17 protein-coding genes and 1 pseudogene are annotated in these 18,549 nt (G+C 69.3%); 14 read left to right on the forward strand and 4 right to left on the reverse strand.

The window, feature by feature from the left end:
- The 6 genes and pseudogenes from B446_RS30320 to B446_RS41190 form a co-directional block, all read left to right on the forward strand.
- Positions 1 to 840 (forward strand): carbohydrate ABC transporter permease, encoded by an 840-nt coding sequence (locus tag B446_RS30320; RefSeq protein ID WP_020943259.1) that lies wholly within the window; start codon positions 1 to 3, stop codon positions 838 to 840.
- Complete coding sequence (locus B446_RS30325) at positions 837 to 2,234, forward strand: GH1 family beta-glucosidase (RefSeq protein ID WP_052352203.1); 1,398 nt, start codon at positions 837 to 839, stop codon at positions 2,232 to 2,234. The genes B446_RS30320 and B446_RS30325 overlap by 4 nt, the downstream gene beginning before the upstream one ends.
- A gap of 202 nt (positions 2,235 to 2,436) precedes the next feature.
- Positions 2,437 to 4,314, forward strand: a complete 1,878-nt coding sequence (locus B446_RS30330) for a discoidin domain-containing protein (protein ID WP_020943261.1) — start codon at positions 2,437 to 2,439, stop codon at positions 4,312 to 4,314.
- A 202-nt stretch (positions 4,315 to 4,516) separates the two neighbouring features.
- A complete protein-coding gene (locus B446_RS30335) occupies positions 4,517 to 6,403 on the forward strand; it encodes a DUF2075 domain-containing protein (protein ID WP_020943262.1) in 1,887 nt (628 codons plus the stop codon).
- Positions 6,404 to 6,613: 210 nt separating this feature from the next.
- Positions 6,614 to 7,792 (forward strand): DNA/RNA helicase domain-containing protein, encoded by a 1,179-nt coding sequence (locus B446_RS41185; RefSeq protein ID WP_043479406.1) that lies wholly within the window; start codon positions 6,614 to 6,616, stop codon positions 7,790 to 7,792.
- Positions 7,793 to 7,833: 41 nt separating this feature from the next.
- A pseudogene (locus B446_RS41190) lies at positions 7,834 to 7,902 on the forward strand (DUF397 domain-containing protein); the annotation flags it as partial.
- Positions 7,903 to 8,076: 174 nt separating this feature from the next.
- Here B446_RS41190 and B446_RS30345 read toward each other — a convergent pair.
- From B446_RS30345 to B446_RS30355, 3 genes are read right to left on the reverse strand one after another with little or no spacing between them, the layout of a single operon-like run.
- Positions 8,077 to 8,586, reverse strand: a complete 510-nt coding sequence (locus tag B446_RS30345; protein WP_234967583.1) for a hypothetical protein — start codon at positions 8,584 to 8,586, stop codon at positions 8,077 to 8,079.
- Positions 8,583 to 9,746, reverse strand: coding sequence for a hypothetical protein (locus tag B446_RS30350; RefSeq protein ID WP_020943265.1), 1,164 nt, complete (start codon positions 9,744 to 9,746; stop codon positions 8,583 to 8,585). The genes B446_RS30345 and B446_RS30350 overlap by 4 nt, the downstream gene beginning before the upstream one ends.
- 47 nt (positions 9,747 to 9,793) lie before the next feature.
- Positions 9,794 to 10,210: a hypothetical protein gene (locus tag B446_RS30355; protein ID WP_078614840.1), complete on the reverse strand. Its 417-nt coding sequence runs from the start codon at positions 10,208 to 10,210 to the stop codon at positions 9,794 to 9,796.
- 190 nt (positions 10,211 to 10,400) lie between these two features.
- On the opposite strand from B446_RS30355, the gene B446_RS30360 reads away from it, so the two are divergent.
- The 7 genes from B446_RS30360 to B446_RS30390 all read left to right on the forward strand — a co-directional run bounded on the left by B446_RS30360 (position 10,401) and on the right by B446_RS30390 (position 16,431).
- On the forward strand, positions 10,401 to 11,276 hold the full coding sequence (locus B446_RS30360; RefSeq protein WP_020943267.1) for a hypothetical protein: 876 nt from the start codon (positions 10,401 to 10,403) through the stop codon (positions 11,274 to 11,276).
- Between the two features lie 235 nt (positions 11,277 to 11,511).
- Positions 11,512 to 11,739: a hypothetical protein gene (locus B446_RS30365; RefSeq protein WP_020943268.1), complete on the forward strand. Its 228-nt coding sequence runs from the start codon at positions 11,512 to 11,514 to the stop codon at positions 11,737 to 11,739.
- Positions 11,736 to 12,563: a hypothetical protein gene (locus B446_RS40505; protein ID WP_020943269.1), complete on the forward strand. Its 828-nt coding sequence runs from the start codon at positions 11,736 to 11,738 to the stop codon at positions 12,561 to 12,563. The genes B446_RS30365 and B446_RS40505 overlap by 4 nt, the downstream gene beginning before the upstream one ends.
- A 21-nt stretch (positions 12,564 to 12,584) precedes the next feature.
- On the forward strand, positions 12,585 to 13,574 hold the full coding sequence (locus B446_RS30375) for a hypothetical protein (protein WP_020943270.1): 990 nt from the start codon (positions 12,585 to 12,587) through the stop codon (positions 13,572 to 13,574).
- A 171-nt stretch (positions 13,575 to 13,745) separates the two neighbouring features.
- The gene (locus B446_RS30380) at positions 13,746 to 14,384 is read left to right on the forward strand and encodes a hypothetical protein (RefSeq protein ID WP_043476744.1); all 639 of its coding nucleotides are present in this window, start codon (positions 13,746 to 13,748) and stop codon (positions 14,382 to 14,384) included.
- Between the two features lie 51 nt (positions 14,385 to 14,435).
- Positions 14,436 to 15,179, forward strand: coding sequence for a YcnI family protein (locus B446_RS30385; protein ID WP_020943272.1), 744 nt, complete (start codon positions 14,436 to 14,438; stop codon positions 15,177 to 15,179).
- Between the two features lie 139 nt (positions 15,180 to 15,318).
- Positions 15,319 to 16,431 carry a hypothetical protein gene (locus tag B446_RS30390; protein WP_052352204.1) on the forward strand — a complete coding sequence of 371 codons (1,113 nt, stop codon included), beginning with the start codon at positions 15,319 to 15,321 and terminating at the stop codon, positions 16,429 to 16,431.
- Between the two features lie 145 nt (positions 16,432 to 16,576).
- On the opposite strand, the gene B446_RS30395 is transcribed toward B446_RS30390, so the two are convergent.
- Entirely contained in the window at positions 16,577 to 17,362 is a 786-nt protein-coding gene (locus tag B446_RS30395; protein WP_043476747.1) for a CDP-alcohol phosphatidyltransferase family protein, read from the reverse strand.
- 108 nt (positions 17,363 to 17,470) lie between these two features.
- On the opposite strand from B446_RS30395, the gene B446_RS30400 reads away from it, so the two are divergent.
- Positions 17,471 to 18,466: a zinc-dependent alcohol dehydrogenase gene (locus tag B446_RS30400; protein ID WP_020943275.1), complete on the forward strand. Its 996-nt coding sequence runs from the start codon at positions 17,471 to 17,473 to the stop codon at positions 18,464 to 18,466.
- Positions 18,467 to 18,549 lie beyond the last annotated feature (83 nt).

Here is an 18,549-nt window from a genome sequence, read left to right on the forward strand (position 1 = left end):
ATGGCGGCGCCGCGTTCGTTCACCTGGTCCCGGCGGATCTTCCTGACCCTGCTCACCGGGTTCGTGCTGGTGCCGGTCTACGTCATGGTCTCCAGCTCGCTGAAGCCGCTGGCCGACGTCACGGACAAGTTCCGCTGGCTGCCGAGCGGTCTGACGGTCCGGCCGTACATCGACATCTGGTCGACGGTCCCGCTCGCCAAGTACTTCGTGAACTCGCTGATCGTGGCGGGCGCGGCCACCGTCTGCTCGGTCGTCATCGCCGTGTTCGCGGCCTACGCCGTCAGCCGCTACGAGTTCCGCGGCAAGCGCGTGTTCACGGTGACCGTGCTGTCCACGCAGATGTTCCCGGGCATCCTCTTCCTGCTCCCGCTGTTCCTGATCTACGTCAACATCGGCAACGCCACCGGCATCGCCCTGTTCGGCTCGCGCGGCGGGCTGATCCTGACGTACCTGACGTTCTCCCTGCCCTTCTCCATCTGGATGCTCATCGGCTACTTCGACTCGGTGCCGCGCGACCTGGACGAGGCGGCGCTGGTGGACGGCTGCGGGCCGCTGAAGGCGCTGTTCAGGATCGTCGTGCCGGCCGCGATCCCCGGCATCGTCGCGGTCGCCGTGTACGCCTTCATGACCGCGTGGGGCGAGGTGCTCTTCGCGTCCGTCATGACCAACGACACCACCCGCACCCTCGCCGTCGGCCTGCAGGGCTACTCGACCCTGAACGACGTCTACTGGAACCAGATCATGGCCGCCTCGCTGGTCGTCAGCGTGCCCGTGGTGGCCGGCTTCCTGCTCCTCCAGCGCTATCTCGTCGCCGGTCTGACGGCGGGCGCCGTCAAATGACCCACACCCCTGATCCCGAAGGGACTTCAGTGTCCGGACGCATCGACCTCGCCGCACTCCCGCACGACTTCCTGTGGGGCACGGCCACAGCGGCGTACCAGATCGAAGGCGCCGTCGCCGAGGACGGCCGTTCACCGTCGATCTGGGACACCTTCTCGCACACCCCCGGCAAGATCGCGAACGACGACAACGGCGACGTCGCCTGCGACCACTACCACCGCTGGCGCGAGGACATCGGCCTGATGCGCCAACTGGGCACCAACGCCTACCGGTTGTCGGTCGCCTGGCCGCGGGTGATCCCCGGCGGCCGCGGTCCGGTGAACGCCAAGGGCCTCGCGTTCTACGACGAGTTGGTCGACGCCCTGCTGGAGGCGGGCATCACCCCCTCCGTCACGCTGTACCACTGGGACCTGCCCCAGGTGCTCCAGGACCGCGGCGGCTGGCCGGAGCGGGACACCGCCTTCGCGTTCGCCGACTACGCCGCGGTGGTCGCGGGCCGCCTCGGCGACCGCGTCAAGCTGTGGACCACCCTCAACGAGCCCTCCTGCTCGGCCTGGATCGGCCACCTCGAAGGCACGATGGCCCCCGGCTGGAGCGACCTCACCGCCGCCGTACGCGCCTCCTACCACCTGCTCCTCGGCCACGGCCTCGCCACCGGGGCGATCCGCGCCGCCGTCCCGGACGCCGAGGTCGGCATCGTCAACAACCTCTCCACCGTGCACGCCGCCACCGGCCGCCCGGAGGACCTGGCGGCCGCCCGCCGGCACGACGGCCACGTCAACCGCTGGTGGCTGGACCCGGTGCACGGCCGCGGCTTCCCCGCCGACATGGTCGACACCTACGGCGTCGAGCTCCCCGAACACCCGGGCGACCTGGAGACCATCGCGAGCCGGCTGGACTGGCTCGGCCTGAACTACTACTTCCCGGCGTACGTCGCCGACGACCCCGACGGCCCCGCGCCCCGCGTGCGCGCCGTGCGCCGCCCGGACGTCCCGCGCACCGGCATGGACTGGGAGATCGACGCGAGCGGCATCGAGACCCTGCTGCTCCGCCTGACCGAGGAGTACGGCGCCCGGAAGATCTTCGTCACCGAGAACGGCTCGGCGTACCCCGACGTGGTCCGCCCGGACGGCACCGTCGACGACCCGGAGCGCCAGGACTACCTGGAGCGCCACCTGGCCGCCTGCGCCGCAGCGGCCCGCAAGGGCGCGCCGCTGGCCGGGTACTTCGCGTGGTCGCTGCTGGACAACTTCGAGTGGGCCTACGGCTACGACAAGCGCTTCGGCCTGGTTCACGTCGACTACCGCACCCAGGTGCGCACGATCAAGGGCAGCGGACACCGGTACGCGGACATCGTCCGCGTCCACCGCGGCCAGGCACGCCGGGCCGCCTGAGCCCGGCTCGGACGACCGGTGGGCGCGGGTACGGGAGCCCGCACCCACCGGTCCCTCGCCCCACCGGCCCCTCACGCCAGCGCCGGGCACCCACCGGCCGCGCACCAGCCGGTCCCACATCGGACCGGCACCTTCGGACTGTCATGCACGCGCCAATACGGCAAACGAACGGACGCATCCCCACCCCACTGAGGAGAGCCGCATGCCATCCCGTGTCCCGCGCACCCTGCTCGCCGCCGCCCTGTCCACCGTCGCCCTGCTGACCGCAGGCCCGCTGCTGGCCGCCCCCGCCCACGCCGCCCCGGCCGTCGCCACCTGGGACACCGACCGCGCGGCCGCCGCCTACGCCGTGAACCCGGCCGCCGTCACCGCCTCCGGCAGCGAGAACGCCGGCACCGCCCCCGGCCTCGCCTTCGACGGCAACGGCTCCACCCGCTGGTCCAGCAACTTCGCCGACGACGCCTGGATCCGCGTCGACCTCGGCAGCACGATCCGCGTCGACCACGTCACCCTCGACTGGGAGGCCGCCTACGGCAAGCGCTACGTCCTGGAGATCTCGAAGAACGGCACGGACTGGACCCCGTTCTACACGGAGACCGCCGGCACCGGAGGCTCCGTCACGGCCCACGCCTACCCCCAGGAGGTCACCGGCCGCTACGTACGCCTGCGCGGCCTGGAACGCGCCACCCCGTGGGGCTACTCCCTCTTCAACTTCCGGGTCTACGGCGGCGAACCGGCCCCGGCGTCCACGACCCGCACCAACCTCGCCCTGAACCACCCCGCCTACACCAACTTCTACCAGGACGCGGGCCACTCGCCGGCGGCCGTCACCGACGGCGGCTGGCCCGCCGACCTGAAGGGGGACACCTCCCGCTGGTCGACGGACTGGAACGCCGACCGCTGGGTGTCGGTGGACCTGGGCGCGCAGTCGACGATCGACACGGTGGACCTGTACTGGGAGTCGGCGTACGCGGTCGAATACCTCCTGCAGGTGTCGGACGACAACCGCACATGGCATACCGTCTACGAACCGTCGGCGACGGACATCGCGGCCCGCCGCGCGAACGTGAAGTCGCCCGGCGACGCGGCCGGCCTGCACGACACGGTCAAGCTGCCCTCCCCGGCGACCGGCCGCTACGTCCGCATGCTCGGCAAGGAGCGCCGCTCCTTCTACAACCCGGCCCCGGCCACCGCACAGTTCGGCTACTCCCTGTACGAGTTCCAGGTCTGGGGCACGGGAGGCAGCGCGGCCGCGGCGTACCCCGCCCTCCCCGCCGATCAGCCGGGCACGTACCGCACCACGTTCTTCGACGACTTCACCGGAGCGGGCCTCGACCGCTCCAAGTGGCGAGTGGTCCGCACGGGCACCGAGATGGGCCCGGTGAACGGCGAGTCGCAGGCGTACGTCGACTCCACGGACAACGTCCGGGTGGCGAACGGTGCGTTGCTGCTCCAGGCCAAGTACTGCAAGGGCTGCACGAAGGCGGGCGGCGGCACCTACGACTTCACGTCGGGCCGCATCGACACCAACACCCACTTCGACTTCACGTACGGCCGGGTCAGCGCCCGCATGAAACTCCCCGTGGGCGACGGCTTCTGGCCCGCCTTCTGGCTGCTCGGCAGCAACGTCGACGACCCGTCCGTCTCCTGGCCGGCCTCCGGCGAGACCGACATCATGGAGAACATCGGCTACGGCGACTGGACCAGCACGGCCCTGCACGGCCCCGGCTACTCGGCGGACGGCAACATCGGCGCCCGCCAGACGTACCCCGCCGGCGGCACCGCGGACCAGTGGCACACCTACGCGGTCGAATGGACCCCGACGGCGATGCGCTTCTACGTCGACGACCACCTGGTCCAGGAGACCACCCGCAACGTCCTGGAGTCGACCCGCGGCCAGTGGGTCTACGACCACAACCAGTACGTGATCCTCAACCTGGCCCTGGGCGGCGCGTACCCGGCGGGCTGGAACAAGGTCACCAGCCCCTACTGGGGCCTGCCCCAGTCGAGCGTGGACAAGATCGCGGGCGGGGGAGTGCGGGCCGAGGTGGACTGGGTGCGGGTGGAGCAGAAGGGCTGACGGGGCCCCGCGGCGCTTCGCGAAGGGACCGGGCGCCACTGGCGTCCGGTCCTCCGACTGCACCCTGCCTCCGGTGCCGCGAAGGCGGGTAGGCTTGATCACGTCGTCATTGCGGCCCGACGGGCTTCCGCTCCACTGACGTGGAGTCTCAAGGACATGCCCCCACCCGCACGAGTCATTTCGTGCTGCCTGGGGGATTCCCTTGCTGTTCCGCGAGTCCGCGCAAACGATCGCCGAGAGGGCACTCGACAGCTCGCTCTACCTCCACCTCACCGAGCAGTTCGCGCACATGCACGGCTACCGGCCCAGCGCCGCCGAGGTCCGCTCCTGGGAGCGGAGCATCCCCGCACTCGCCGCCGCACTCAACGACGCCGGTCTCGGCGAAGTCGAGATCATGCTGGAGTACGCCCTCCCGCTGAACAGCAAACGTGCCGACGCAGTCCTCGCCGGAGTGCATCCCGTCACCGGGGAGCCGTCGTACGTCGTCGTGGAACTGAAGCAGTGGAGTCAGGCGGAGCCGGACGAGGACGACCCGGCACTGTGCAGGATCGATGCCTACGCCCATCCCGTCCTCAACCCCGTGGAGCAGGTGCGCCGCTACTGCGAGTACCTCGTCAACTTCAATGGAGCCGTGGCCGAACACCCGCACCGGGTCAGTGGCGTGGCGTACCTGCACAATGCCACGGAGTTCGGCGTAGGCGGACTCCGTGCCATCGAACTCGACGACCGCGGCCAGATGTTCACGGGGGAGAGGCGCGGCGAGTTCATCAAGCACCTGCGCGCCAAGCTCAGCGACAAGGCCGCCGGCGCTCGTGCGGCTGATGAGCTCCAGGCCGGCAAGACGGTTCCGTCGAGGCAGCTGATGGCCGTTGCGGCCCAAGAGGTACGCGAACGCGAGCAGTTCGTGCTCCTCGACGAACAGCAGGTGGCCTATCGCCTGGTGCTCAATGCGGTACGCAAGGCCAAACAGTCCGACCACAAGGAGATAGTCGTCATCACGGGTGGCCCCGGCACGGGTAAGAGCGTCATCGCGCTCTCCCTGCTCGGTGAGCTGTACCGGCAGGGCGTCCCGGCACTGCACGCCACTGGCTCCCAGTCCTTCACCAAGACGATGCGGAAGATCGCCGGCTCCCGCAAGCGCGAGGTGCAGGACCTCTTCAAGTACTTCAACAGCTTCATGACCACAGAGAAGAACGCCCTCGATGTCCTGATCTGCGATGAGGCCCACCGCATCCGCGAGACCTCCGCCAACCGCTTCACCTCGGCCGCTCACCGCACCGGTAGGCGGCAGATCGACGAACTGATCGACGTCGCCCGCGTCCCCGTCTTTCTTCTCGACGAACACCAGGTGGTGCGCCCCGGCGAGATGGGCACGGTGGAGGACATCAAGGCGGCAGCCGCCGCGAAAGGCCTCCAATGCCGTGTCGTGCCACTGGAGAGTCAGTTCCGCTGCGGCGGCAGTGACGCGTACCTGCGCTGGGTGGTTCGCCTCCTCGGACTCCAGCCTGGCGGTCCGGTCGTCTGGGAGCCCGACGACCGGATGCAGTTGCTGGTCGCCGACAGTCCCGGAGAACTGGAGGCATTCCTCGAGAGCCGCCGGGCCCAGGGCTACGGCGCCCGTATGTCCGCGGGATACTGCTGGCGCTGGTCCCCGGAACCCAGGCCCGGCGCTCCGCTCCCCGCCGATGTCGTCATCGGTGAGTGGGCCAGGCCATGGAACCTCCGCGGCGACCGTTCCGTCGCCGGTGCGCCGCCGTCCGCCCTTTGGGCCACCGACCCGGCCGGCTTCGGGCAGGTCGGTTGCGTCTACACCGCCCAGGGCTTCGAGTACGACTGGTCCGGCGTGATCATCGGCCCCGATCTGGTGTGGCGCGGGGACCGTTGGATCACGGACCGCACGCAGTCCAAGGACCCGGTCTTCAAGAAGTCGACGTCCGACGCCGACGTCGACCGCCTGATCCGCAACACGTACAAGGTGTTGCTGACCCGCGGCATGATCGGCACGATCGTGTACTCGACGGACCCGGAGACGCGGGAGAAGCTGAGGGAGCTGACGGGTGGAGTCGTGCGAGAGCTGACAACGGCCTGACCGTGCCTCACAACACACGGCCGGACCATCCCACTGGCCGCATCCGGCCACACCTTGTCCCTCAGCAGGCCGAAAGTCGTTCGGTATTTCCGGTCCGGTCCGCTGCCTGTCTAAGATCCCCGATACCGGTTGCGGCCCGACGGGCTTCCTGCATGGACACGCCCCCACCCGCACGAGTCACTCGTGCTCTGGGGGATCCTCCTCGTGTCCATGCTCCTGCTGCGACTAGCGGCACGGGACCTGCTAGCTCTGAACGCACGGCGCCGTCTGGTGCCCCACCTCGCGGCCCGCTGGGTGCACTTCCAGCGAGGCGATTCCTCTGACGGCGAGCGTTCAGCGTGGGCGCGCAGTCTCGTCTCGCTGGCGGAAGACCTGGTCGCTGCCGAACGCGGCAACGTCGAGATGCTCGTCGAGTGTTCGCCCACCGTGCACGCCTCAGAAGAGGCAGCGAAGACGCAGGGCCAGATTGATGTGGTCCTCGTAGGAAGGCATCCTGGGAAAGGCACCCTCTCCGTGCAGCTCGTCGAGCTGAAGCAATGGTCGTCGGTGACGAGGGTGGAGGCTGCCACGGCCGATCTCGTATACGTACCGGGCATCGAGGATCCCGTCACCCATCCTGCCCTTCAACTCGGTGAGTACTACGAACTGTTCACCGGACCCAGCGGCCCGCTGAACGGATTGCATTTCGAATGCGGCGGTTTCACCTACCTGCACAACGCCACGGATGAATCCGTCCGTCCGCTGCTCGGTGTCGACGCACCCACAGGGCCTTACGCCCGTACGTACACGAGCGACACCCGGGCCAGGCTCCTCAAGGATCTGCAGCGTCACTTCACCAGAGAGGAGGACTACTCCGCGGCCGAGTACATCCTGCACCGGATGAACCTCCGTAACACGCCGCTGCTCGACGCCATGGTCAAGTCGAATGGTGAGGACATGGTTTTCACCCTGAGAGGCCGGCAGAAAGAGGTCGCCGACGACGTGCTCGAGGCTTCGGAACTCATTCTCGACGCCCCGGATCGGGAGGCGCCCGTTCCCCGTCCGCAGCGTGCCGTCTTCCTCGTCACCGGGGGAGCAGGTACCGGGAAGAGCGCCATCGGGCTTCAGCTACGAGCCGATCTCGAAGCCGCCGGTCGAACGGTGAAGTGCGCGAGTGGATCGCGGGCCTTCAACGCCGCGATCAAGGAGAACGTCGGATACACCGCATCCGAGTTCCGGGAGCGTTTCGCGTATTTCAGCAGTTTCGTGGACAGGCCGGAGCCACCGCTGGACGTATTGATCTGCGACGAGGCGCACCGGCTACGGGACATGTCCAAGAACTGGCGTCTCCCCGAGGAGAAGCAGGGCACCAAGCCGCAGGTGGACGAACTCATTGAGGCGTCCAGGTAGCCGCCGCCTCCGCCAGGGTCCACGCCCGCGACTCGAAGGACACGACCCGCGCCCCGTTGGCCGTGGACCCCACGATCTGGACCGAGTTCGTCGCCTTCGCGGCACTCTGAACAGACGCGGGGCCCTCGGCAAGCGCACCGCTTGCCGAGGGCCCCGCGTACGTCGGCTCGCGCAACACCTTCAGTAACCCAGGCGCCGTGCTCGCCGGATGCCCGCGCAGGCCAGTGCGGTGCGGCCGTCAACGTCCGCCTCGGGCCCGGTGCCGTGTTCGGCTGACACCGAGGTCAGAACGCCTTCAGATAGACCCTGGCGTGACCGGCCTTGAGTGTCTGGACGTAGATGTCGATCCACTGCACCTTCTTGCGGCGATCGTCCTTCACGCACGGGGGGCAGACACCGGCCGAGCGGGCTCCCTTCAGCGTTTGCGGCTCGGCAAGCCCCAGGTGCCGGAACAGCTGGCCATCCGGGGCGAAGTCGACTTTCTTCACTTTCAGCGGCTCTTCGGGGCGAAGGTCCGCCGCGATGCCTTCGGCGTTCTTCTCGCTGGTGACGAACGAGAGGAGGTAGATGTCCTCCTGGGGGTTGATCTGCACGGCTCCCTTGACCTCGGTCGCACCCTTGGGTGCCGTCACGTGCATGAACGCCGACGCCTCGGGCGCGCCGGCGTTCTCGTCCCACCGCGAGGTGCGACCGTCGGTCACATGGCGCTCGTCCGTGTCCGGGCTGGAGCAGGCGGAAAGCAGGAAAGTGGCTGCCACTGCCGCGACGAGGAGGGCACCTCGTTTGGTCGTCACCGGTTCTCCTCGTCACCGCGTGAGACGTCGCCGCGGGTTCCTTCTCGTCCTTGGTCCGGCGGGCTCACTGTCGGTTTGGCATCGCTGTTCAGGTCGTAGGTGTACGTGGAGCTACTGCCTCGCATGTCGAACTCCTGAGCGAGTCCGGTCTTGTGCAACCGTCCCATGTTCTGGGCGATGTGAACCGAGACGTCGTCGCGAAATCCGGGATCATCCTTGAGGATGCGGTCGATGTCCAGGTCCAGCGGCTCACCCGTTGCACTCAGGTAATGCTCCATGTTGCGTGACGCCGCGTTCTCGCCGCTGACGTCGCCGCCGGCCGCGATGGCCTGCGCGCGGGCCAGGTACCACAGATCCTTGGCCGTGGGCTTCTCGGTGTCGAAGGCTCCGGACCCCGCGTCAGCAGCATGCCAGTGGTACAGCGGGCTCATGATCCCCGCCTTCCGCAACTCGTCGCCGTTCTCCTGAAGCAGGATGCCGCGCGTGACCGGATCGAGGCCGCGCCACCACTCGGCGACCGCCTTCTTGCCCTTGGGGACGTGCTGCGCTTTCGCCCTCTCCGCAAGCGACGGGTACGGGTCGGGCCCCGCTTCCCGGTTGAAACCGCCGATCGTGCCGTCCAAGGGGTCGCTGTCCTGCATCACGGAGGCGAGAGCGAGTTCGAACCCCTCGTCCGCGTCGTTCAGGGCCGCCACCGCCGAATCCAGATGCGCGGCCCATCCGGCAGCAGCCTTGCGGGAGCTCTCCTGGTAGTCGCGATCGTGCACGTAGGCCATGTACTCGCTGTGATCCAGCTTGGACGTGTCGAAGGCGACGGCGCCTTGCTCGGACACCTTCATGCCGGCCTTCACCGCGTCCTCTCCGACGTACTCGATCTTCTTGCGAAGACGGCTGAATTCAGCGTGCGCGTCCCGGAGTAGTTCGGCGACGGCCTTCGCCTCGCTCTGCGCTCCCTGGTACTCCTTCCACGTCACGTCGAAGCGTGCGGAGCCGGCGCTTGCACTCAGACCCACCCACATGTCGCCGATGGAAATTCCATGCACTTCCTGATGGTAGGTTCGCGCGAGCTTGTCGAAGTCCTTGGCCATGGCGGCCCAGTCGTCGGCAGCCGTGGTGAGCTTCGACAGGTCGGTGCCCATGATCTCGTAGTACGTCACCATGACTGAACTCCTGTTACGGCGCCCGCGGTTCGGTCGGACCTGTGCGATCAGAACGAGTCGAGCGCGGAGGACTTGCGGATGCCCAGCTCGATGCCGGTGTCCGTGTTCCGCAGCAGCGTGTTCGTGGCGCGCAACGCGGCCTTCTCCGAGCCGAGGCGGTTCATCAGCGTCGTGAGCTGTTCGCTCCACGTCTTACGCGCGGTCTTCAGAGCAGGTCCGGTGAGCCACCCCTCAAACTCCCGTGCGGCTGCCCCCGTGCTCTCACGCGCCTGGGTGCCGTCCCTGTGGGTGTCGGGCTCCAGGTGCCTCTCGATCGCCTCGGCTGCCTTCTTCTTCTCCGCGGGGCTCGAAGCGAGATCCTTGCCGCCGGACGGCGAGCCTCCACCGCCATCGAGCGGGGCCGCATGGTTCAGGCGCATCCGGGTCGGCGCCGCACCGCCCGGTGATATGTCGTCTACGGTCATGATCTCTCCCCCGAGTGTGATCAGATGCCCGCAACTTTATGTGAGGCACAGTTAGCAAAGTGCTGGTGAGCCGGAAACCGGCCTCGCTGACGCGGTACGGACCGTGTCGGCGAAGGCGTACCTGACCCTGGACGGCACGCGAACCCTGGGGTCTCCTCCGTGATCTGCGGAGCTACTGTAAGTTCCTGCCATGAAGCAGGGTAAAGAGGTCGAGAATCCCGAGTCGCGCTTCTTCGCGGTGCTGCTGGCGGCGGCCAAGCTCCCCGGTGTGCGTATCCACCGTGAGGCGTACCTGCGGACGGCGCTGGCGCGCCACTGCACCGAGGATGAGATCCGCAGAGCGATCGAAGAGACCCCCGCGGCGGCGGGTATCACCGTCGACGTTCTGGAGAAAGCGGCCAATGATTCGATCCGCTACGAGACCGCCAAAGTCAGCGCTCTCTCCGCCGCGGCCGGGATACCCGGCATCCTCGCCCTTCCCGCCACGGTGCCCGCCGACTTGGCACAGTACGTCGGCCACATGCTGCGCATCGCGCAGAAGCTCGCCTATCTCTACAGCTGGCCCGAACTGTTCTCCGACGAGGGCGATGACGTCGATGACGCGACCGTGGGGGTGCTCACGCTGTTCTTCGGCGTGATGTTCGGCACCCAGTCGGCGAACGCCGCTGTGGGGAAGGTCGCGGGGATGATGTCGGAACAGGTCGCCAAGAAGCTGCCTCAGAAGGCGCTCACCAAGGGCGTCGTCTATCCCATAGTGAAGAAGGTCGCGGCCTACATCGGCGTCAAGATGACGAAGGAGTCGTTCGCGAAGGCCGTCTCGAAGGCCATCCCCCTCGTAGGGGCTGCTGTCTCCGGCGGGCTCACCTTCGCTACCTACCTCCCGATGGCCAAGAGGCTCAAGAAGCACCTCGCCGGCCTGCCGCTGGCGGACCCGTCGCACCGAGTGATGGAGGGGGAAGTCGTGGACGGTGAAGTCGTCGAAGAGCACGAATCCTTCGTCCCGGCACAGGCTGAACCGCACGGCGCGGACTCCGCTGCCGTCAAGCTGGAGGAACCCAGGTCCTGACCCCGCGACTGGCCTCCTGGCTGCCGAAGGGGCCCGCCTTCCGCCTTCGACGGAGGTGCGGGCCCGGGTTCGCAGCCGCCACCTCGGTGATCACTTGGCGGGCAGCAGAGCCCTCATCCTTTGCTCACCTTGATCGGAACTCTGCCGCCCCTTCGTCAGGACCGCGAAGGCATCCCGGCTCGGTGAACTACCGTCTTCGGGCCGGTCAGCCGACTCAGGGGGAGCAGAGGACGCCATGGGCGACCACAGCGACGGCAAGATACTCGACATCAAGATCGCCGATCTGAAGGCGACGGCCCCGCAGTTCCACACGCACAGCTCCGACCTGGCCAAGGCGCTGACCAAGCTCAGGACCGCTCTGGGGGCGGCCGGTTCGCCGTGGGGTGACGACGAACAGGGACGGAAGCTCCATGAGTCCTACGGCCCGCACGTCAACTGGAGCTGTCCGCCACGCTCGGCGTGACCGTGTCCACCGAGATCGCCACCATCGCCGGCACCACCCTCGTCACGGCCGCCATCGGTGGACTCGAGTCGATCACCGTCGATCTCGCCGTCACCCAGCCCATCGCCATCGCCACCGGCGAGAGCAAGGGCCTCAGCCTCGACGAGGTGAGCGACTCCGCCCGCTACGGCATGGAGTTCGGCGGCGCGTTCGGAGCAGGCGGGAGCACCGCCCGGATCGTCGCCGAGAACGGCGGGGCGGTGGGCCTGTTCAACGGCTTCCGGCTGAACAGCGCGGCCCTCGACGAGATGGGCAAGTCCCGTACGTGGAAGCTGATCCAGTCCCCCGACTCGAAGATTCCCGTCCCTCCGGCGCGGGCCGGCGACTACGAGTTGATCTCGGGCGACCCTGTCTACTTCGGCAAGAACACCACCACGGTGGGTTACGACGAGCGCACCCTGAACAACCTGCAACGGGTCGCCCGTGTCCCCGGCGTGCACGACGTGGTCGTCCACGGCACGGACGAGGGGGTATTCGTCCCCGGCCGCGTCAACGCCGCCGGGAAGACCCTCACAGACTTCGAAGTGCACCCCCACCACATCGCGGACGCGATCCGCAGCAACCCCAACTACCACGGTGAACCGGTGCGCCTCATCTCCTGCTACTCCGGCGCCGACGCCAGACCGCCCGAGCTGCCCCTCGCGCAGTCCGTCGCCAACGAGCTCGGTGTACCCGTGACGGCACCCACGAGCAAGGTGGGAACGTCCCCCCAGCTCGGACTCAACCAGACCCCCACCATCGGCAACAATGGCTACTGGCGCACCTACCTGCCCATGGCCCACTAGGGCAGGCTCACAGGAGTGAAAATGATCAAGCGAGCGGGCTTCTATCGGGAGACCGGCGGTCGGGCCACCACGCCAGACGATGCGCCGTCGCTGCGAGATGCCGTACAGGACAGTGGGCCCTGGGACGAGGACCGTATCCTCGCCTACCTGGAATCGGCCCTGGAGATCTACACCACCATGGGCGCCGAGCGCGACGTCCTCACCGGCGAAGAGTGGATCGTCGGCTCCGGATCCCTGATGACGGACGGCACCTGGCTCTGGCCCGTCGATCTCACGCACTACGTACGTCGTCACCACGCCGCCCTGCCCCAGGAGTTCCTGGACCACATCCGGACCAACGACTACACCGTGCCCGTCGTCCCCGACGAACGGGCCAGGCACATCTTCCACGAGGAGTTCCCGGACCACGCCCCCGCTGCGGCCCCGTCCAAGGCTGCGGGCTTCTTCACCTGGTACGTGCCGAAGCTGGACAGCGCCCGTGCCCAGCATCTCCTCACACATCTGGAGAACGCCGGGCTCTCCGCCGTGCACCCGCTGACCAATGCCCTCTTCGGATTCCGCGAGACGCCGGTCGGAAACCGTGAGCCGCTGATGGGCGACGGCGCGGCCCTGGCCGCCGCCTTGGCCGACGAGCGGTACTCGAAGGCCGAGTTCACCTGCTGGCAGGGCTACGACCAGTCCGTGACCGGCATTGTGCGACGCACGGACGAGACGACGCAGAGCATCACGCTGCGCCTCACCGACGTCCCCCTGCCCGACCGAGAGGAGGCGGTCGCGGCACTGGTGCGCACGCTCGATCAGGATGCGGCCGACTGCCGCGGGTTCGTCATCGACCGAGCCGGCGTCTCGGCTTCCCAGGACTGGGACCGCATCCTCGTCGGCGACGGAGGGCACTTCACCGTGTGGCCCGACACCGTCGGCATCCTCCGGGACCGCGTGGACGACCACCCTGAGCTGGCCGACAGCAAGGCGACCGCTTACGGCCCGCTCGACGTCTTCCACCGCGCGTGAACTTCGGCCGCCCTACCGCCCCCGGCAGCGCCTGTCGGTCTGCGAAGTACCGCGGGTGGATGCCACGCCACGCGTAAGGGCGGCACTCTGCATCATCGGCGGCGCGCCGTAGACGACTGAACAGCCCGTCCCCGCCCCACGTATCCCCCCACCGTGGGAAGATCCCTCAGCATGAGCGCATCCCCGGCCGTGAGGAGCCTGCGCGCTGCCGTGTTCGCCGCGGTGTGCGTGCTGCTCGCCGGTGCCGGGCACGGGCTGGCCATGGGGGACATGCCGTCGGTGGGGGCCGACGCTGCCGCGTTCCTCGGGGTCTTCGGGCTCGGTTGGGTGCTCGGCCGGCGCGAGCGGTCGTTGCCGGGCATCGGTGCGGCCATGCTCGCCACGCAGGCGGGGCTGCACTTCGCCTTCGGAGCGGCTCATCCGGGCCCGGCCGCCGGTTCCGAGCGTGCTCACGCCATGAACATGGGCGACATGGGTGGGCACGGGATGGCGGCCATGCACGTCCATTCCGCGACGGTCCATGCGACGACCGCGCACGCCACGACCGTGTACGCCACCCTCGCCCATCTCCTCGCCGCCCTCGTCGCCTCCTGGTGGCTGCGGCGGGGCGAGGCCGCGCTGTGGTCGCTGCTGCGGCGGGCCGTCGCGCTCGTGCCCGGGCTCGTCGCCTGGTGGCGGAACGCCCCGTTGCCCGATCCCGCCGGGCGTACCCTGACCCTTCCCGCCGCGCCCGAGCCGCCCCGCCGGCCCGCGCTGCGGCACGCGGTGAGCCGTCGTGGGCCTCCGCTCCCGATCCCGTACACGGTCTGAACCGGGACTGACCAGCCCACACCCCTCACCCGTACGGAGATCCACTCATCCATGTCCACGACACGCACGCACACCCGCAGCCGTACCGCCCTGCGCCGGGCCGCGACCGTCACCGCGCTCGCCGCCGCCGGACTGTTCGGCGCCGCCGGGATCGCCTCGGCGCACGTCACCGTGCATCCGGAGAGCTACGCCAAGGGGGCCACGGACGGCGTGCTCACCTTCCGCGTGCCCAACGAGGAGGACAGCGCCTCCACCGACAAGGTGCAGGTCTTCCTGCCCACCGACCACCCCGTCCTCGGCGTCCTGGTCCACCCGCAGGACGGCTGGACCCCCAAGGTGACCACCACCAAACTGAAGACGCCGGTCAAGACCGACGACGGCACCATCACCGACGCGGTCTCCGAGATCACCTGGACCGGCGGGAAGATCGGCGCCGGCCAGTACGAGGACTTCGACGTCGCCTTCGGGCAACTTCCCGACAGCACGAACCAGTTGATGTTCAAGACGCTGCAGACCTACTCCGACGGCAAGGTCGCCCGCTGGATCGAGGCGCCGACGGGCGGGGAGGAGCCGGAGAACCCGGCGCCGGTCCTGAAGCTGGCGGCCGCGGGTGACGAGAACGCGGCGCCCACCGCGTCGAAGGGCGACTCCGACGCCGCGCCGAAGGCCGCCGCCACGTCGGGCGACTCCAGCGACTCCACCGCCCGGGGGCTCGGGGTCGCCGGCCTCGTGGTCGGTGTGCTCGGCCTCGCCGCCGCAGCGTTCGCGATCCTGCGCGGCCGGTCGACCCGGTAGTCACCGGCTCGGTCGTCACCCGGTACCGGGGAAGGACCCGGACCGGCACCGTGCGTGCCCGGTCCGGGCCCTGCCGTGTGCGGGGGCATGGTCGTAAACCGGTTGCGGCCGCCCTGCGGGTGGCGGTGAGGATGGGCACATGGGGGAGAGAACGTCGATGGAGCCGGTCGGGCGGGCGGAGCACGCCGCTCGGGTGTCCGCCTACGCCGCGGTGGGGGCCCGGCTCAGCCTGCTCAGCGACCGCCGACTGCGGGACGTGGTGGCCGGTGCGCGGGGGCTCGGCTCCGGGGTCGGCGGCAGGGCGGCCGAGACGGAGGTCGACGGTCTGCGCGTCTTCGTCAAACGCGTGCCGCTCACGGACCTGGAACTGACGGTCGACCGTATACGGTCGACCGCCAACCACTTCGAACTTCCCCTCTTCTACCAGTACGGAGTCGGTTCCACGGGCTTCGGCGCCTGGCGAGAACTGGCCGCGCACCTCATGACCACGAGCTGGGTGCTGAGGGACGACTACGCGGGATTCCCGCTGCTCTACCACTGGCGGGTCCTGCCGGACACGCCTCCCGACGGCTTCGCCGACGAGTTCGGCGGGGTCGAGGGAGCGGTCGCGCACTGGGACGGATCGGCCGCTGTCCGGCGTCGGCTGGAAGCCATCGGGGCGGCCTCCGCCAGCCTGGTCCTCTTCCTGGAGCACGTGCCGCACACGCTCGCCGACTGGCTCCGCGACACCTGTGCGGCGGCCGTGTCCGGCTCGGCGCACGGTTCATGGGCCCATCTGTGGGCCGAGGGCGCGCTGCGCGAGGGCACGGAATTCATGAGCGGACGCGGACTCGTCCACTTCGACGCCCATTTCCGGAACGTGCTCACCGACGGCCGGCAGGTCTACTTCGCCGACCTCGGGCTGGCGCTGAGCCGCGACTTCGAGCTGTCCGCAGCCGAACACCGCTTCCTCACCGACCACTTGCCGTACGACCGCTCGTACGTCCCCACCCACCTGCTGCGCCACCACCTGCCCGACGAGGTGCGCGGGGGCGTCGAACCCGGTGCGTTCCTGCGAGCGTGGACCGAGGGAAACCGGCCCGGCAGTGTTCCGCCGGATCTTGCCGCGCTCATCGACCGGCACGCACCGCACGCGCTCGTCCTGGACGACTTCCACCACCGGCTGCTCACCCGGAGCAAGCACACCCCGTTTCCCGCGGCCGAGATCCTGCGGGCGCTGGCCGCCAGGGCGCCCAGGGCGCCTTCGGCGTAGGGGTGAGAGCGGCAGGTCGCTGTTCGTCGGCTGTCCCTGGTCGGCTGTCCCTGGTCGACTGCCGACTGTCCACCGCCGACTGTCCACCGCCGACTGTCCACCGCCGACTGTCCACCGCCGACAGTCGACCACCGACCCCCCGCGCTCAGCGCGCCGCCAGCTCCAGCTCCCGCACCAGCGGCTCCACGGCGGCCGTCTCCTCGGCTCCCGTCCCCGCCCCCGTGCCCGAGTTGCCGTACAGCCACAGCACATCGCGGCCGAACGACCAGACCAGGGAGCCGAGGGAGAGCAGGACGATGCCCAGGTTGGCGGTGTGCGGCAGCAGGTCGGCGCCCGCGAGCAGCAGGCAGACGCCCTGGAGCGCGGCGACCGTCTTGCGGGCGAACGACGGGGGCAGCGGAGCGTTCAGCCAGGGCGCGACCCGGGCGGCGGCGACGAACACGTAGCGCATGCCGCCGATCAGCAGGACCCACGGGCCGAGCTGCGTCGACACGTACACGCTCAGCACCAGGATCAGGAACGCGTCGACCTCCATGTCGAAGCGGGCCCCGAGTGCGGAGGAGGTCCCGGTGCGGCGGGCCACCTTGCCGTCCACCCCGTCCAGCAGGAGGGCGACGGCGGTCAGGCCGACCAGCAGCGTGACCGGCGGGGAGCTCTCGAAGGAGTCCGCGACCAGCGCGGTCACCCCGCCGACCAGGGTGGCCCGGCCGAGCGTGACCCGGTTGGCGGGGCCGAAGGAGCTGAGCCGGGAGCGGTGCAGGGCGCGGGAGAGGACAGCCCAGGTGGCGAACGCGAAGACCAGTCCCGTCAGCCAGCCGGCCGGGCCCATGCCGATCGCGGAGCCGAGCAGGGCCAGCAGCAGGATCTGCACGCCCGCTCCCACAGCGGTCTCCTGCTGGAGCCTTGCGTCAAACGTGTTGTTCAGGGCCACCGCACATTCCTCCGGCCGAGTGACAGAGTCGATCACCGCCGCGTACTGTGCGCGGCCTGTGCACATCTCGGTACGTGAACCACTTCCCGATCGTTCAGGAGGATGCCGATGAACCGGTCGGCCCGCGCGTTCTGGCTCCGCTCGCCGGGACTGGGTGAGATCCGTGAGGTCGCCCTCACGGCGCCGGGCAAGGACGAGGTGCTGGTCCGCGCGCTGTACTCCGGAGTGAGCCGCGGCACGGAGACGCTGGTGTTCCGCGGCGGGGTGCCCGAGTCCCAACACGCCGTGATGCGGGCCCCGTTCCAGGAGGGCGACTTCCCCGGGCCGGTGAAGTACGGCTACCTGAACGTCGGCGTCGTCGAGGAAGGCCCCGCGCACCTCCTCGGCCGTACGGTGTTCTGCCTCTATCCGCACCAGAGCCGTTACGTCGTTCCGGTGAGCGCCGTCACCGTCGTACCCGAGCGGGTGCCCGCCCGGCGGGCCGTGCTGGCCGGGACCGTGGAGACCGCGGTGAACGCCCTCTGGGACGCCGCGCCCCTGGTCGGCGACCGGATCGCGGTCGTCGGCGGCGGCATGGTCGGCTGCTCGGTGGCCGCGCTGCTCGCCCGCTTCCCCGGCGTACGGCTCCAGCTCGTCGACGCCGACCCGGCGCGCGCGAAGACGGCGCGGGCGCTCGGCGTCGACTTCGCCGGCCCGGAGGACGCCCTCGGCGACTGCGACCTCGTCGTGCACGCCAGCGCCACCGAGGCGGGCCTGAACCGCTCCCTGGAACTCCTCGCCACCGAGGGCACGGTCGTGGAGATGAGCTGGTACGGCGACCGGCGCGTCAGCCTGCCGCTCGGCGAGGCCTTCCACTCCCGCCGGCTCACCGTGCGCGCCAGCCAGGTCGGCACCGTCTCCCCGGCCGCCCGCGCCGGCCGCGGCTACGCCGAACGGATGGCGCTCGCCCTCGACCTGCTCGCCGACCCGGCTCTGGACGCCCTGGTCACCGGCGAGAGCGCCTTCGAGGAACTGCCCGGCCTGATGCCGAAGCTGGCCTCCGGCGAGATCCCGGCCCTGTGCCACCGCATCAGCTACGGCCAGGACCCCCGACCCGCGACCTGACCTGCGCGGGGCGTAGTGCTTGAGCAGGAAAAAGAGTGAGGGGAGGCTGAACACGGGGAAGTCAGGAGCCGTACTACACGGCA

It is taken from the genome of Streptomyces collinus Tu 365 (assembly GCF_000444875.1).
GTDB lineage: Bacteria > Actinomycetota > Actinomycetes > Streptomycetales > Streptomycetaceae > Streptomyces > Streptomyces collinus_A.